Origin of the sequence: Paenibacillus sp. ov031 (genome assembly GCF_900143165.1) — a bacterium.
Taxonomy (GTDB): Bacteria; Bacillota; Bacilli; order Paenibacillales; family Paenibacillaceae; genus Paenibacillus; species Paenibacillus marchantiae.
Window position 1 is genome coordinate 700,935 of sequence record NZ_FRDO01000003.1, and the last position, 15,769, is coordinate 716,703.

At 45.0% G+C, this 15,769-nt stretch carries 11 protein-coding genes; 2 read left to right on the top strand and 9 right to left on the bottom strand.

The window, feature by feature from the left end; genetic code table 11:
- Window positions 1-79: 79 nt before the first annotated feature.
- A complete protein-coding gene (locus tag BUA17_RS17105; protein ID WP_072734356.1) occupies window positions 80-2,362 on the bottom strand; it encodes a YhgE/Pip family protein in 2,283 nt (760 codons plus the stop codon).
- A 208-nt stretch (window positions 2,363-2,570) separates the two neighbouring features.
- Complete coding sequence (locus BUA17_RS17110) at window positions 2,571-3,155, bottom strand: TetR/AcrR family transcriptional regulator (RefSeq protein ID WP_072734357.1); 585 nt, start codon at window positions 3,153-3,155, stop codon at window positions 2,571-2,573.
- 357 nt (window positions 3,156-3,512) lie between these two features.
- Between BUA17_RS17110 and BUA17_RS17115 the strand changes: the two genes are divergently transcribed.
- Complete coding sequence (locus BUA17_RS17115) at window positions 3,513-4,733, top strand: MGDG synthase family glycosyltransferase (RefSeq protein WP_063564518.1); 1,221 nt, start codon at window positions 3,513-3,515, stop codon at window positions 4,731-4,733.
- A gap of 277 nt (window positions 4,734-5,010) precedes the next feature.
- On the opposite strand, the gene BUA17_RS17120 is transcribed toward BUA17_RS17115, so the two are convergent.
- Window positions 5,011-5,868, bottom strand: coding sequence for a cell wall hydrolase (locus tag BUA17_RS17120; protein WP_072734358.1), 858 nt, complete (start codon window positions 5,866-5,868; stop codon window positions 5,011-5,013).
- Window positions 5,869-5,998: 130 nt separating this feature from the next.
- On the bottom strand, window positions 5,999-6,607 hold the full coding sequence (gene thpR, locus BUA17_RS17125; RefSeq protein ID WP_072734359.1) for an RNA 2',3'-cyclic phosphodiesterase: 609 nt from the start codon (window positions 6,605-6,607) through the stop codon (window positions 5,999-6,001).
- Window positions 6,608-6,796: 189 nt separating this feature from the next.
- Here thpR and BUA17_RS17130 point away from each other — a divergent pair, with 189 nt between their 5' ends.
- Window positions 6,797-7,753 carry a D-2-hydroxyacid dehydrogenase gene (locus BUA17_RS17130; RefSeq protein ID WP_072734360.1) on the top strand — a complete coding sequence of 319 codons (957 nt, stop codon included), beginning with the start codon at window positions 6,797-6,799 and terminating at the stop codon, window positions 7,751-7,753.
- A 138-nt stretch (window positions 7,754-7,891) separates the two neighbouring features.
- Here BUA17_RS17130 and BUA17_RS17135 read toward each other — a convergent pair whose 3' ends face one another.
- The 5 genes from BUA17_RS17135 to BUA17_RS17155 all read right to left on the bottom strand — a co-directional run bounded on the left by BUA17_RS17135 (window position 7,892) and on the right by BUA17_RS17155 (window position 15,246).
- Complete coding sequence (locus BUA17_RS17135) at window positions 7,892-8,866, bottom strand: TRM11 family SAM-dependent methyltransferase (protein WP_244552166.1); 975 nt, start codon at window positions 8,864-8,866, stop codon at window positions 7,892-7,894.
- Window positions 8,867-8,910: 44 nt separating this feature from the next.
- On the bottom strand, window positions 8,911-10,623 hold the full coding sequence (locus BUA17_RS17140) for a methyl-accepting chemotaxis protein (RefSeq protein WP_072734362.1): 1,713 nt from the start codon (window positions 10,621-10,623) through the stop codon (window positions 8,911-8,913).
- A gap of 362 nt (window positions 10,624-10,985) precedes the next feature.
- A complete protein-coding gene (locus BUA17_RS17145; RefSeq protein ID WP_244552167.1) occupies window positions 10,986-11,981 on the bottom strand; it encodes an LLM class flavin-dependent oxidoreductase in 996 nt (331 codons plus the stop codon).
- 30 nt (window positions 11,982-12,011) lie between these two features.
- The gene (gene dgt, locus BUA17_RS17150; RefSeq protein ID WP_072734363.1) at window positions 12,012-13,427 is read right to left on the bottom strand and encodes a deoxyguanosinetriphosphate triphosphohydrolase family protein; all 1,416 of its coding nucleotides are present in this window, start codon (window positions 13,425-13,427) and stop codon (window positions 12,012-12,014) included.
- A 610-nt stretch (window positions 13,428-14,037) separates the two neighbouring features.
- Window positions 14,038-15,246, bottom strand: coding sequence for a hypothetical protein (locus BUA17_RS17155; RefSeq protein WP_072734364.1), 1,209 nt, complete (start codon window positions 15,244-15,246; stop codon window positions 14,038-14,040).
- Between the last annotated feature and the right edge of the window lie 523 nt (window positions 15,247-15,769).

The window sequence follows — 15,769 nt, forward strand, 5'->3', positions numbered from 1 at the left end:
GACTACTATATTGCATAATTTTGATACTTGAGTTCAAAGTTTATTTTCACTATTCTGTCCTATTCCGGTTCAATTCGGCTTATGCCGTCACCACTTGACCGGATTCAGCCACTTCAGCTTCTTTTTTGCGACGTTTGCCGCTCCAAAGGAAGAAAGCCAAGGTCAGCAGCACAGATACACCTGCATAGATTGACAGAATACCGACCTGATGCCACATCACATCGAAATTGCCACTGGATACAACTGCTTTGAAGCCCATGATGCTGTGCGTCATTGGCAGCCAAGGGCTAAATGACTGGAGCCATGACGGAATCAGCTCTACCGGGAAGGTTCCCGCACTTGCTGCAAGCTGGAAGACCAATAACAGGATGACAACATAACGACCTGGCAAGTCAAGCCAAGTTACGAGGGCCTGAACAATAAACATAAAGGTTAGTCCCGTAAAGATCGTGAACAGATAGAACAGCGGTACGCTGTGCGTTTCCAGTCCAAGACCGTACAGCATGAAGCTTGCCACGATTACGGATTGGATAATGCTCACAAAACCGAATACGAGTGTACGGCTGACAAAACGGTTCCAACCCGTTGCGCCCGGTACGGAAGTTTCCCGCATTTTCAAAACAATCGTTGAAATCAGTGATCCAACAAACAAACCGATGGACAGGAAGAACGGCGTCAACCCTGTACCGTAATTGCTCACGTTCTCTGTTGTATTCTCGGATGTATTCACAGGTTCGGCGAACATATTCACCACATCGTCCGTTTTCTTGACTTCTGACGTTTTCTGAGCTGCATCGTTCAGCTTGGTAGCCAGTTCGCTTGAGCCGTCTTTCAGCTCAGTTAAACCATCTGCCAGCTTGCCTGCCCCATCACCGAGTTGTTTGGAGCCATCCGTTAGTGAACTCACGCCACCGCTCAGTTTACCTACACCCGTTTGCAGGGCTGTGGTTCCCGAGCCCAGCTGCTTGGCTCCATCTGCCAGCAATGTGCCGCCACTTGCAGCTTCACCCAACTTGCCGCTAAACTGCTTCAGACCATCAGAGAGCTTCGCTCCGCCTTGGCTAAGCTGTCCAGCGCCCGCCAGCAATTGCTGCTGACCATCCACCAACTGGTTCGCACCCGTCAGAAGCTGCTCTTGGCCTCCATGCAGCTCGGATGCACCTGATGCCAATTGCTGATTGCCCTGGTGCAATTGATCTGCACCCTGCGCAAGCTTCTGTTCGCTCTCATGCAATTGCTTACTGCCTTCAGCGACTGCTGCACTGGCTGCCAGCAGCTTCTGTACATCCTCACTGGCTGCCAGTTCAGGGTTGGATGCAGCTAGCTGCTTCAACCCGTCAGCAACGCCCTGAGCACCGTCAGCAACCTTGCTGCTGCCGTCTACTGCAGATTGCAGGCCAGTGGCCAATGTGCCGCTGCCTTGCACTGCGCTTTGCAGACCCTCGGACAGCTTCGCACTGCCCTGCTCAGACGATTGCAGACCTGCTTGGAGCTTGCCTGCTCCGTCTACGGAAGACTTCAGTCCAGTTTCCAGCTTGGCACTGCCGTCCTTCAGCTGGTCTGCTCCGCTCTGAAGCTGGCTTGTTGCCGCCGCTTGAAGCTGCTGCAAACCGGATACCAGATTCGATGTTCCACTTTCAAGTTTGGTTGCACCCGTGTGCAGTGCATTGACACCGTCACTTAATGGAGACAAGCCATCCTGAAGTTCCAATGTACCGGATGCCAGCTTCGCCAGATTATCCTTGAGCTTCACAGCTCCATCATCCAGCTTGCCTGCGCCTGTATTCAAGTCTCCTGCGCCATCGCCAGCTTCAGCCAATCCGTCCGATACTTCGGAAAACTTGTCGAGCAGGGTCTCCGCATAGGATTCTGTTACTTTGGCCGAAACCTTAGCTTTCAGATCTTTGATGGCCGTTTTGCCAATCTGCGCACCCACAAAGCTGTAATTACCATTCGGTTCGTAGATTAGATCAGCCGGCTCTGGCTTGTCATCAAGCAACGTCGTTGCCTGGGAAGAAAAGTTTTCCGGGATCGTAATTTGCATATAATACTTGTCGTTTTCCATGCCTTCTTTAGCTTGACTGGCACTGACAAAATCCCATTTAAAATCTGCATTCTTCTTCAGTTCATCAACGAGGTCACTACCGACATGCAATGATTTGCCTTCTAGCTCTGCACCTTTATCAAGGTTAACAACCGCAACCGGCATTTCATCGACATGACCATATGGGTCCCAGTAGGCAGCCAAATAGATACCACTATATAGAATCGGTATAAACAAAATTGCAATAACGGGGATCAACACCTTCGGGTTTCTCACGGCCGATCCCACATCCTTGAAAAACACGGATAAAGATTTCATGTCATTTTCTCCCCTTGTTCTCTCTGCTTTCCAAGCAGAATAACCATAATGAAATTAATTTGATGCGTTCCGGAAAATTTACCGAAACACGAAGTGACCAATTTCCTCAAACGGTCACTTTAGAGCAAAAAAAACAAACCTGTCTCTCGACAAGCCTCACTGCCTGTAATCGTATGACTAACCCATATTATAGTAGAATAAATTCGGGTTACGTTGCAGCAGCAGCAATTCCTTCCATTAAGAAAAGGCGAAAGTAATTCTTGATTTCCTCTTTGCTCAGCGGTTCGTGTTGCTTGCTCCAATCTGAGGTGAGGGCAATGTACAAACGAATCATCATAAAAGCTACTACCTGTGGATCACACTCACGAATCTCTCCGTTGTCTCTTGCCTTCTCAAGCTCCCGAGCCAGAAAATCGGAGATGACTTTCTCCACTTTCTCCAAACCTTCCTTGGCCTGAAGAGTTCCAAAATCCTTAAGCTCCTGGGACAATTTAACCAGCAAATCGTGATCACGACGAAACTCCAGCAATGAATCTAGTACACGAAACAGATTATCAAAAAAAGCACTTTCCTGATGAACTTCACGATGAGCAATGTTTTTCATTTCCTGGATTACTTCCACCAAAATCTGATCAAACAATTGTTCCTTATTCGTAAAGAACGTGTAGATCGTTCCCTTGCCAACATTCGCAATCTTCGCTACCTGATCCATCGTGGTTGCCTTGTATCCAAACATGGCAAAAGACTGCGCAGCTGCATGAATGACCTGCTGTCTCCTGTCAATCGGAGCCATCATATCCCTCCTCGTTTTCGTTGATCGTCCTCTTTAAATGACCAAAAATACAATTCGGTCATTCGGTCAAAATCAAGATTACCACTCTCATCATCAGATTGCAACCCTAACATTAAAAATTTGTGTTAATTTTTTTTAACCGAAATGCAGTGGAAACTGCTTCTATCGTCGTCTATAGTGTATGATGACTCCAATAACACGGATAAAGACGAAGTTTTGATGTATCAGAACATTAACTATAGTGTAAATATGTAACGAATGAACATGATTTTCCGCTTCGCTGTATATTCATGTAGTAATGCAACGTGCGGTATAACTGTGAATGTTAAATTTAAATTGATGAATAAAGGTGAACTCATGCGAAAACCAAGAGTGCTCTTGTTATCCGAAGGTTTCGGCACCGGTCACACCCAGGCCGCCCATGCGCTCGCAAGCGGCATTAAGAAAGTCAGTCCACATGTGCATAGTCGGGTCATTGAGCTCGGCAAATTTTTAAATCCAACCATGGCTCCGCTTATTCTGTCCGCATACCGCAAGACACTAACCGTTCAGCCCAAGCTGGTCAGTCTGCTGTATCGGACACAATATAACAAATCATTAAACGGATTTACCAAACTGGCCTTGCACCGGATTTTCTATACACAGACGGCTCAAGTCGTATCCCAATTGAAACCCGATGCCGTAATCTGTACCCATCCATTTCCGAATGCGGTCATCTCACGACTGAAACGTCAGGGACTTAATATTCCACTATATACGCTGGTCACAGACTACGACGTACATGCAACGTGGATTAATCCCGAGGTCAACAAATATTTGGTATCCACACCTCAGGTAAAGGCTCTGCTTGAGATCAGGGGTGTTGAACCCTCTCGCATCCAAATCACCGGTATTCCTGTTCATCCTGACTTCTGGGAAGCAGGAGACAAGGTAAGCCTCCGACAGGAAATGGGGCTTCAGAACATGCCCACTGCTCTGCTAATGGGTGGCGGATGGGGTCTTTCCTTTGATGAAGAGCACATGAAGGCCCTCACATCATGGGCGGATCGTGTACAGCTGCTGTTCTGTCTGGGAAGCAATGAGAAAATGATTGCCAAGCTGAAGGAAATGTCCTGCTTCCAACATCCGAATATACGCATTCTTGGGTATACCCGTGAGGTCAGCAAACTGATGGACGTATCCGATGTTCTCATTACGAAACCAGGTGGCATGACTTGTACAGAAGCATTGGCTAAAGGCCTGCCGATGTTATTCGTACCTCCATTGCCGGGACAGGAAGAAGAGAACTGTGAATATTTTGTACAAGCCGGATACGGCCAAGTCATTCACTCTGCTGACGTTATCGCCGATCGCTTCAGGCATTTGTGTGAGCAGATCTATGCACCACGTGAAGCTGAAAGCCAGCTGAAATCAGTCCACAAACCAGGGAGCAGAAACACCTACGATCCAACGTGTTGTGCCCAGGCTGTCCATGATTTATTGTTCCCGGCTACAGCGGAAGTCACATCCGCACCTAAGGAACGCCTCACAGCCGGATTTGGGGCAACTTCGCTGTCAGGTACCCGAATCCCATTCTAGCAGCTCTATGACCCCTTATAGTCGTTCTACGAGGATGTTTTATCTCTTAAGGACATGCATAAAGAAGGTTCCCCTCCAATGATCCGGAAGGGAACCTTCTTTTATTTCATTCATATATACGTATGATTTGCTGCAAAAAAGGGTAATTTAAATAACAAACTCTCATCACCAATGAAATTAAAAACGAGGAAATAAAACTGCATTACAGGGCTTTTCAAGGTCTATGTAGCAAATACATAGTTAACTACCCTGCCTGTTTGCAGAATTTACAGGTCAATTACTTGTAAAAAGTATGATGCCCGATCGTTTTTACTTTTTTCTGGGAGTGAGCCACTGTCAGATCATCCGCAAGCGTCAATGACAAGAAATAATACGTATCATCGGCGACTTCCTTTTTCCCATTCAACGCTGCATTAACTGCCTTGATACTGTCCTCATTAGGAGTAACACGTTTCAAGCGCCCGTTCGCTACAGGACTGAATTGAGATTTCTGGTAGATTACTTTGTAAATGGTATCGGGAAAATTGGCTGACCGCAGCCGGTTTAAGACAACATTGGCAACTGCCACTTTGCCTTCGTACGGTTCACCTTCCGCCTCTGCCATGACGATTTTTTGCAGCAGAAGCAGCTCTTTATCGGACACACTGTATGACCAGGTTGCAAGTTTCGAGTCTTCCTGGTTCAGGAGTTTGGTCCGTGTAAAGTAAAGTTTTTTGGGGGGGTTCGTAATTGCAGCTAACGCTTTGGCATGCTCAATCTTGGCCAATTTCAGAGCAGCTTCTTTCTTCGCTTTGGCCGCAGCTGCAGCTCGGGCCGCATGTTTAGCCTTGGCTTCTTTCTGTTCCTGCTCTTCTTGGGCAGCCGTCAGCCAGTTCTTGGCCGGGAGCGAATTGGTCCAGTTATCAGTCTGAATAGACGCATCAGTAGATAGACTTGTCCCGTCTTCCATCATTCGCCTGTCTCCGCTAAAAGAATTTTCGCTATTTTCTGCAGATGCCGCAAGTTCGGTCATCTGTTTGCTATCACTTGCCTCATTCCACTTACCTGTCGCCTGAACGACGTTAGCCCCCACTATACATACAAGCAGCACAGATAACATCGGTGCCACCCAACGATTCTTGCTTATAATATCCATTCGAAGATTCCTCCTGTCGAAACAATTCCCTAATCTAAGTAACCACAAAAAAAGAATTTGAATAACGATGGCTAATATTACATAGGGAATAACGTAATGTCAATGTGATTTTATGTCATATCAATGAGTTTCAGGAAAAAGAAAACGTATCCACAACCCCATACATCGGCGCCTGACCTGGCTGTGTCACATAAAGCACAAAATCTTGCACCATCCAAGAATTAACACCTAAAAATTGTCCTGGAAGCACTTTAAATATCCCTTTATCTTCATTTCCTGGGTCCTGACCAAGAAATTTACGCGCAATCGTAATATGAGGAGAATAAGGTCTTAATTCGGCCTCGAATCCAAGGGAGGAAGTTGCGTCGACGATCCGTTTTTGCAGAAGATGAAGTTGATCCGTTTCTCCTTCAACACCTTTCCACAGCACCTTTGGCGCCTCTTCCAAACCGAACGTTCCCCAACCGGATAATTGCAGTTCAAAAGGCTGGAACCCGGCCGTTACCGAACGCAGCGCTTTCCGAAGTTGTCCAATGTCACTAACAAGGATATCTCCCAGAAATTGCAATGTAATATGATAATCCCGGTAGTCCGTCCATTTGCGAAAATCTAGCTTTCCTTGCACCTGTTCCGCAGACATCCGAAGTGAATTCTGAATATGTGCAGGCACCCGGAGTGCAATAAATAATCGTTCCTGTCGGGATGGAAGATCCGTATGTGAATGTAAATAGTTATTCATTGTATACACCTCATCTAAAGTTCGTTTTATTATTTCACAGTCGTCTCTATGGTTTCAAGCTGGTTAAGTATAGAGTGACACAATTTTTGGGATTTGCACAAGAGGCTGTATTCCTGCCTTTTACGCACATCACCTTCTTTTCTGCTACACTAATACCACAACTTATTTCAATTCAGGAGGCCACTAACTATGGGTAAAATTGTATGTTTTCCATCCTTGTCGACAAAGCAGCAACAACGTATTCTGGATGCAGCACCAGGTTATACACTTACGGTTGGCAAAGCCAAAGAGATTGACACATCGGAGTTAAAAGAAGCCGAAATTATCTTAGGCTGGTCTCCTCTGGTAACTGAACATGCACTTGAAGAAAATAGCCCATTGAAATGGGTTCAGGTCTGGTCCGCAGGTGTGGACAACCTTCCTTTCTCAGATTTGGAACAAAAAAGTATATTGGTAACCAGTGCTAATGGCGTACACGCCATTCCCATTACCGAAATTATTCTGGGCATGATGTTGTCCCACAGCCGCTGGCTCAGACAAGCAATGCTGCACCAGCAGCAGGCAGAGTGGAAATCCCCAGGCAAACCACTTCCTGAACTGCATGGCAAAACAGCGGTTATCGTCGGTGTGGGAGAGATTGGATCAGAAACTGCGCGCATTCTCAAAGCACTGGGCATGAACGTCATTGGGGTTCGGCGCTCCGGAAAAGACGTTCCAAATGTAGACCAAATGTACAATATGTCCGGCCTACATGAAGCACTGGGGCAAGGCGATTACGTTATCAATATTTTGCCACTCACAGATGAAACCCATCATATCTATAATCAGACTGCATTTGAGCATTTCAAATCCGGTTCCTGTTTCGTCAACGTGGGACGTGGCCCAAGCGTGAATACGGAAGCTCTGCTGGGTGCACTGGACAGTGGACAGGTTGCCTTTGCTGCACTTGACGTATTCGAGGAGGAGCCGCTCCCTGCCGACCATCCACTATGGGGTAAGGATAACGTCTTGATTACGCCGCACATTGCAGGCAGTACAGAGCAATACACCGAGCGGGCACTTGATATTTTTGTTCAAAATTTGGAAGCATATATCGCCGGAAAAACCCTCCCGCTCAATCTGGTGAATTATAGTCATAAATACTAAAAATGCTAGATGTTCCTATGTGAAATTGTACAAATTCATGTAAGGTAGTTTCCCTACGAAAATCAAAAACCTCCGTACCGGAAAATGGATTTTTTCCGGTACGGAGGTTTTTTTTCAGTTATTTTCAGCGCAGTCGTTCTAAGTGCATAGCCAAATGTGACGTATAAACGTACCTTTGCTCACCGTTCGATACTGGTCGATGTTCCATCCGGCATCCAGAATGTGCCCCTCCACCCATTCGGTGGAAACGATCACTGCCCGTCCTGCAAGTCTCTTCAAACTGGTCAACATGGCAAGTTGTTCCTCATCCGGAAGAACAGAACAGAGATTATATGGCATGTCCAGAATAACTGCATCGTAGAAACCTTCCAGATCATTCATATCCCCGAGGGTAATTCTGGCTGAATCATACCCATAATGAGGAAGATTAATGCGAGCACCCTGTACTGCCAAAGGGTTCAAATCATTTCCTTTGGCCTCAATTCCCATCGACAATGCCTCAATTACAACGGTTCCCATTCCGCAGCATGGATCGAGCAACTGATGCCCCTCCACTTGCGGAATAGCAATATTGACTAACGCTCTGGCTAACGTAACACCAAGGCCTGTGGAGTAATTTTGCGGCTTCTGATGATGGGTTTGCCACGAGCGATCGGCTTCTGTCCATTGACCGAAGAGCCATTTTCCATTCAATAGCATTAGTCCAAAAGTCACGTCAGGCTGTTTCATCATAGCTTTGCCTTGAATGCACATGCCCAGCTCTTTTTCCAGCAGACGGGAATGCGCATAATCCGGCATGTCATCGCCCTCTTTCAAGCAGACAACCTTGAACGTTTCACCAGATGACAGGTCGATTTGTGAAGCGACAGGTTTCAGACCTGCCACTGTATCCGCTTCGGCCATCACATCCAGTCTGCCCCGGACAAACGGACTTCTACCTGGTGGAATGCAAATATTGGAGCAAACATAGGCGTGATCTCCTGAACCAATATCTGTCCCAGGAACGAGCATCGTTTCCAATTCCAATTCACATAGGGCACGTTCATTCTCATGGCAAGCGAAGGTATATACGTAACTTCCGACAACTGAATCTTTGCTGTTTGTAGAGCTCAATATGGTAGCCGTCCTTCATGTTTCTTCTATTATAAGAAGAGGTTTTATATTTTTAATTTTTCAATGGAAGAAAGCAGATCCTCGGACAGATCTTTCAAGGTTTGAATATTGCCGCTAATCGTTTCCATTGAACTCACTTGTTCTTCGGCTGACGCTGACACTTCCTCAACACTTGCCGCGGATTCCTCTGACACTGCCGAGATTTGTTGACTGAAATCATTCATGCGTCCGCTCGCTTCCTGCATACCTTCCAGACCATCCGTCATTGTACCAATGACTTGAACCATACCCTCTACCGACTCATTAATGGTACGGAACAGATTGCCGGAATTACGTACTTGCTGCTGCCCTCGTTCTGTTTCCAGTACACCTGTTCGCAATTCCTCAACAACACCCTGAGAATCCTTCTGGATATCCTCGGTGATGACGGTAATCTCTTCTACAGAAGTCCGAACGGCTTCGGACAACTTCCGCACTTCTGCTGCAACAACTGCAAATCCGCGTCCACTCTCTCCTGCACGGGCAGCTTCAATGGAAGCATTCAATGCGAGCAGGTTGGTCTGGCGCGCAATGTCATGAATAACTTGAACCAACTGCGATATATCTTCGTTTTTGCGGTCCAGCTGTTCCATCTTGTTCATGGAAGAGGAAACTGCGCCAGCAATCTGTAGCATTTGGTTCACGGATTGCTCCATGGACTCGCGACCTGTCTGTCCTTGTTTCAGAATCAGTTCTGACATCAGACGAAGCTGATTCCCCTGTTCCGAATGTTGCTGAATATTTGCGTTCAGCCCCTCGACGGTACGGGCGGATTCAACAGCCGTTTCCGCCTGACTCTCCGCCGCTTTTGCCGACTCTTCCATCGTTAAGGCAATTTGGCGACTGCCGATCTTAACCTCTTCAGAGGAAATGGCCAGTTCGCTGCTTTGACGATTGACGGCTTCAGCGATTCGTCTGACATTCAATACCATCGAGGTCAGATTACCTTTCATGTCATTCACGGCTTTGGCAAGTACACCAACTTCGTCTTCATGTTTGGTATGTATGTCCTGGACATTCAATTGACCTTCCGCAATCAGTTTCACGGCACTGATCACCCGAAGCAGTGGTTTAACGACTTGTGAACGGATAATAGGGATCGCAATTGCTGTAATGATAATCATCACGAGAACACCAATGACGATAATGATTCGTCCATCTTGGACGGATCTGATCGTCTGAGCCGCAGAGAGATCGGACTGCTCCTGATTGTAATCCACCAGATAGTCCAGATGGACTTGCATGGCATCGAAGGAGGCAGCCCCTTTTTCAGATACTTCCTTAGCCAGTTGTTCCTGACCTTCATCACTCAGCTTGATGGATTGCGTGTTGATTTTGAGGTAAGCTTCCCACTTGGTCTTTAATGCTTCCCAATGTTCTTTTTCTTCAGCCGTCTTTTGCTGTTGATCATATATTTTAATAGCCTGAGCCGTTTCGCGAATGTATTTGGTGCGCTCTTCAGCAAGGTCCGCTTTGGCCCCTGCCTGTGCATCAAAGTGACGATAGCTCAATGACAGAATATGTTCTGTTGTATAATTCAATCGGTTAATCTGCTGGATGGAGGGCATCCAGTTATTGGTGATCATATTCGTGTTTTTTTCCATCGAGTTCATTTGTGTAACAATCGTGACACTAAGAAGAATTAAACAGAGGATTAATAGATAGAACGCGATGCTGATACGCAGACCGATACTCTTGATCCTGAATCTGCTGAACATGTGATTTCCCCCTTGTGCCCATCTTCGGCCACTTCCGTATTTTAGGTGCTTTTGTCGTTGTTTTACCCTTCTTTTGGCATCTTGCAAAATACTCTTTTCTATATTATATCTATAGGAAAAGAGACGTAAAGTATTATAACATTCTTTTGTTTTAGTCATGCTTTATTTTGTAAAATCTTGTGATTATTTCACATCATCTGTTGAACGGAATCGAAGGATGTAAAATTAAGACTAAAATGAAGCAAAAAAGAGCTGCAGCATACGGCAAATATCCGATCTGCAGCTCTTACAATTTGACTCCATGCAGATGGCGGGTATGAAACCAGCCATTCTTTGTATCATAACGGCTAACAGTCGCCCTCTTATGCGTTCGCCAGTAGCTTGTAAGAGGCCAACCTTCGCTCGTAATCTGGTCCAGTTGTCACCACAAGCAGCCGATCCGTATTTAGCCTTTGGCACACCTGCTGCAACTGATTCCAGACCTGTTCAGGTGTACCGGCATAATGTCGATGTACATCATTCTCATTGGCATCGGTATCGGCGTTGGCGCTGGTACTTGTGTTGATGTTGTCAGATTGCGTTGGAATCTCTTTCCCAACAGCTCTGCGTTTCTCCGCCATTTCGCGGCTACAGGACAACGCTTCTTCCTGCGTCTCCGCACACAGCACACTTACAGCAACCATAACCTCCGGCTCTTTCCTATTGGCGCTGGGGATAAAGCCCTCCCGATAACGCCGCACAGCCTCCGTACCATCCGCATCACTCATGAATTGTCCGAATACATACCCCATACCGAAGCGAGCGGCAAACTCAGCACTCTTCACGTTGGTACCCAACATCCATAAGGATAATGGAAGCTCCGGAATCGGACGGGCCGTCACCGGATGTTCCTCATAAGTGTAACGATCTTCCAGCAGTTCGGTCAGTGCAGCGAGCGACTCAGGCAACTTGGACACATGTTGCAAGTAATTGCCACTCAAGGCCATCGTTGCATGGGGACCTCCCCCAGGAGCACGTCCCAAGCCTAACTCAATGCGCCCCGGGTAGAGCGCCGCCAGCAGTCGGAACGACTCCGCTACCTTAAGCGGGCTATAGTGCGGTAACAGTACGGCACCGGAGCCAAGCTGGATCGTGTTCGTTCGCGCGCCAATATGGGCAAGCAGCACTTCCGGTGATGCTGATGCAAGTTCGTCCATGTCATGGTGCTCAGACGTCCAGTACCTTGAATAGTTCCACGCTTCAGCATGCTGCGCAAGTCTAACGGATTGTTGCAGCGCCTGTTCTGCTGTGGCGCCGTTCAACCTTGGAACAAGGTCAAGTACGCCCAGATTGTATTTTCCACTGATGTTCGCACCCAAGCGTCTCATCTCCCTTCGTCATGCTTATCTCTAATCTAGATCGTAGATGGAACCGACCTTGAGACCATAAAGTTCATTGTAGATTTTCTCGGCAAAAGCATCCGTCATCCCGGCAATATAATCAATCACCATATGCTCCCAAGTCCAGATCGGATTCGCCTTCGCCTGATCCTTCTCATAGCGTTGCAGCCAATCGGATGGAATAATGGATTTAGACGTTTCCGGGTCAAGGAAAGCATCCCACAGACGCTTGATTATCCATTCACTGCGCTTTTGCAACCTCTGCACACGAAGGTCACGAATCATGGTCACCCAGGCAAAGCTCTTAAGCACACTCACCGTGCGCAGCATATCGAGATCCTCGGCTCCTTCACGGACAAACGTCACCTTTTTCCAGTCTCCGTTATCAATAACCCCCAGGCTAGCAACAAAAAGGCTGACCCAGTAGGCCTTGACCTCACGGCGGGTACGTGAGTAATCATGCTCGCAGAAAGGCATCTTTTCATTCCAGATGCGCAGGAACGAAGCGAGGACTTCTTCGACTTTTTTCCCAATCGCTTCCCTTTTCCATCCGTTCCAGAACAGATCCTCCAGTGTGGTAATCTTATCCACAATCAATCGATTGATATGTGGATCTTGCAGGAAATGCTCGTGTACTTCGATTTTACCTGCCTTAATGCCATCTTCCAGATCATGTGCGGAATACGCAATATCGTCGCAGAGGTCCATAAGCTGCGCTTCAAGCGTCTTTTTGCCAGCAGGAATGTTCCAACGATCGCGAATCTCGCGGATATACTGCCATTCATGATGATACATACCTTTCTTGCTCTCCGTGCCAGGATACGGGTACTTATTGATGCCAAGCAGCACCGCATCCGACAGGTTCAGCCCATCGATATCTTCCCGTTTTTCCAAATACATAATGAGACGGAAGTTATGCGCGTTGCCTTCAAAGTGCTCATACTTCCGCTTGAGCTCTGCACGAATTTCCGGTTCCGGTTGAGGTGAGTTGGCCCCGCGATTTTTCTTCATGATTTTCTTGGCCTCTGTGTTGATGAGATCATCGAGGATGCCATCCAGCACTTCTTCCCCTTTATGCCCAAAAGGCGGGTGGCCGAAGTCATGCGCAATCGCGGCACACTCCACCACTTCCGAATCAATAATCAGTCCGGGGCTGTTCGCCTGGTTCAACTCCACCTCCGGGTAGCGACGCAGCAAGCTTCTTGCTGCTTCTCGCGCAATCTGCGCCACCTCCAGGGAGTGGGTCAATCGTGTTCGATAATAATCGCCCGTTCCTGCGCCAAACACCTGCGATTTGCCTTGCAGCCGACGAAAAGTCGGTGAATGTATCAGTCTGGAATAGTCGCGCTCATAGGCTGCACGAGCCCCGTCCAGTTTCGTTAGTTCAGGGTATTGTCTATGTTCTCTCAGATCGTTCCATTGCATGTTGATCACTCCTAGCCGACTGTCTCTATTTTGAGTGATTATACACATATTCTGCAGTTTCGAAAAGCAAAACCTGTCTGCGATTGTCATCTCTTCTCACATCAACTTGTGATGCACAGTCGTCTTCTCTTATTATACCCTGCCAGACTATCATCCGTGCACCTAAATGATAATGATATAAAATGAAATCACAATTTACTCAAATTTTCTCAGCTCTAAAAATCGCTAAAATCGAAAGGGCAAACGATTTGGAAATAGCTGCATGCCTGAGGGCTTTCACGATGTGAAGCGTAGCAAAAAGTTTAGAAAAACGAGGTTGTTTGGACAAGGAATGTTGTTGTAACATAGGTTTATACACCTTTCTTTTTCATGGTTGCTCAAAGCTCCCATGAATCAAAGAAGCGAGGTGTTTTTTTGTCAATAGAAGTAACTGTATTGAATTCTTACTTACGCCTTTAAGGGTTTAAGTTAACATTCTAGGTGCGAAAGTTGAATTAATAAGTACAACGTATTCCATTGATTAAATTCTCTAAAAAAAAGTTCGGTAAAGTATCCCTCAAAGAATGAGAAATCTACTTTACCGAACATTTAATTCTAAGTCCCTACATATTCACATTACTTTTGATGATTGAAATTTTGCGGGATTCAAATTATGAAGAATAGTTGATTTTTTTTCTCTAGCTAGCTGATTGTAACTTATCCCCAAAAATAACCATGTAGTCAAGTAGGAAAATTCCGGGACGGATATCATTAAGGAGACATAAATTATTAGCAAAGAAATTTTAAGACCATCATTAAAATAGTTTCTCTTTAATTTGAACATTGGATATAAGAAAAATATACTAAAGAAAATAAATCCAAGGATACCGCTATTAACCAATAATGTTGAGAAAAAATCGGTTGAGCGAACATATCCAAATCCAAGCCCGAACAACTTATTGAAAAATGGCATATGAGAAAAATATTCTAGATGTGTGAACATAGAAGAGGATCTTTGATTTCCAGAGTGGGAATCAATCTTATTAAATAGTAAGAATTCAAGAACAGATGCAACCCTTTTATAATTTAGGATAACTAAAATTGTGGAAAAATATATTAGTATTTGACAATACCTATCTTTTAAATGATAACGCAAAACTCTATAGATGAAATAAATCAGTATTCCTAAAAATGCGGTTGATGAGGTAGATAAAATTAATGCTATTAGCATGGGGATATGGAATAAAGGTTTGCGTAAATGTATTGCGAATACCCAGAGAGGTAATACAGTTAGCGCGAAAGCGCTTGGCTCTCCTGTTAGACTCTTCATTCTGAGTGTGTTTATTCCAAAAGCATCAGTTCTCTGACTCATGCTCCCCAATCTAGGATCACCGTTAATATCTAAAGCAAATACTCTGTTACTTAAAAAGTCTCCAGTTGTTCCAAATACTAAATAATAAATCCATTCGTAAAACCCATAAATAAGAAATATAGAAGTACCTATGAATATGTACTTATTCCACTCTTTCTTGTAAAAATACTTAGTGTAAAAGCAAATTATTGAAGCAGCAATAAGATATATGGATTGAGTAAATAGGCTAGTTCTTAAAAATACATGCCCATTTTCGTTAACTAATATAACATTGTGCACAAAGTTGTAGTCATATCCTTCATTCATTTTGAATAAGACAGTTAATTGTGCTAAACCGTTAAATAGCGTTAACACGTAAACGAAAATAATTATATCTCTATAAAAATAATTTGTTACCTGTTTAACTTCCATATTGTTTTTGAATTTTAGACTAATAGCAAATAAAAGCACAAAAACAACTGATAACAAGGATAAAAGTAACCCAGGCGTGGTTCCTGGATTTGAAGGCATTAAAACCCAAGAATTTATAGGTAAAACAACGGCCCAAATTTTAAAATAATTATCAAAAGGTTTAGGTGCGAATAATGCTTTAATATACTTTCACCTCTCAACATCGCTTTTGATACAAATTGTATCATGGACAATGGTTTGTATCAATGCCAAAGTAATTTTTCAGTAAAAAATAGTTCCATTCATTTTTTTGAAAATTACATCTGGAGGAACCATTATTTATAACAAATGACTTACCTACATAGCTTCATTTTGTTATTATCACGAATTGTAAAATGAGGTACGACAGTTCCACTATGAAAGTTCATATTCAGACAGTTCAAATACATGAAATATTATTGCTTAATGTGCATCGGCGGCCGTTCCGGTTATGGATCGTTCTTCCGATCATTTTTTGTCTCCAGAATCAATTCCATCCCTTCATTACTTCCGCTGTTTCTTATTAACAAATCTTGATGTCATTTATTACTTCAATGATTCT

Coding starts and splice junctions, on each gene's coding strand:
- BUA17_RS17110 (WP_072734357.1), bottom strand. CDS start 3,155: ATGGCTCCGATTGACAGGAGACAGCAGGTCATTCATGCAGCTGCGCAG.
- BUA17_RS17140 (WP_072734362.1), bottom strand. CDS start 10,623: ATGTTCAGCAGATTCAGGATCAAGAGTATCGGTCTGCGTATCAGCATC.
- BUA17_RS17130 (WP_072734360.1), top strand. CDS start 6,797: ATGGGTAAAATTGTATGTTTTCCATCCTTGTCGACAAAGCAGCAACAA.
- dgt (WP_072734363.1), bottom strand. CDS start 13,427: ATGCAATGGAACGATCTGAGAGAACATAGACAATACCCTGAACTAACG.
- thpR (WP_072734359.1), bottom strand. CDS start 6,607: ATGAATAACTATTTACATTCACATACGGATCTTCCATCCCGACAGGAA.
- BUA17_RS17105 (WP_072734356.1), bottom strand. CDS start 2,362: ATGAAATCTTTATCCGTGTTTTTCAAGGATGTGGGATCGGCCGTGAGA.
- BUA17_RS17120 (WP_072734358.1), bottom strand. CDS start 5,868: ATGGATATTATAAGCAAGAATCGTTGGGTGGCACCGATGTTATCTGTG.
- BUA17_RS17115 (WP_063564518.1), top strand. CDS start 3,513: ATGCGAAAACCAAGAGTGCTCTTGTTATCCGAAGGTTTCGGCACCGGT.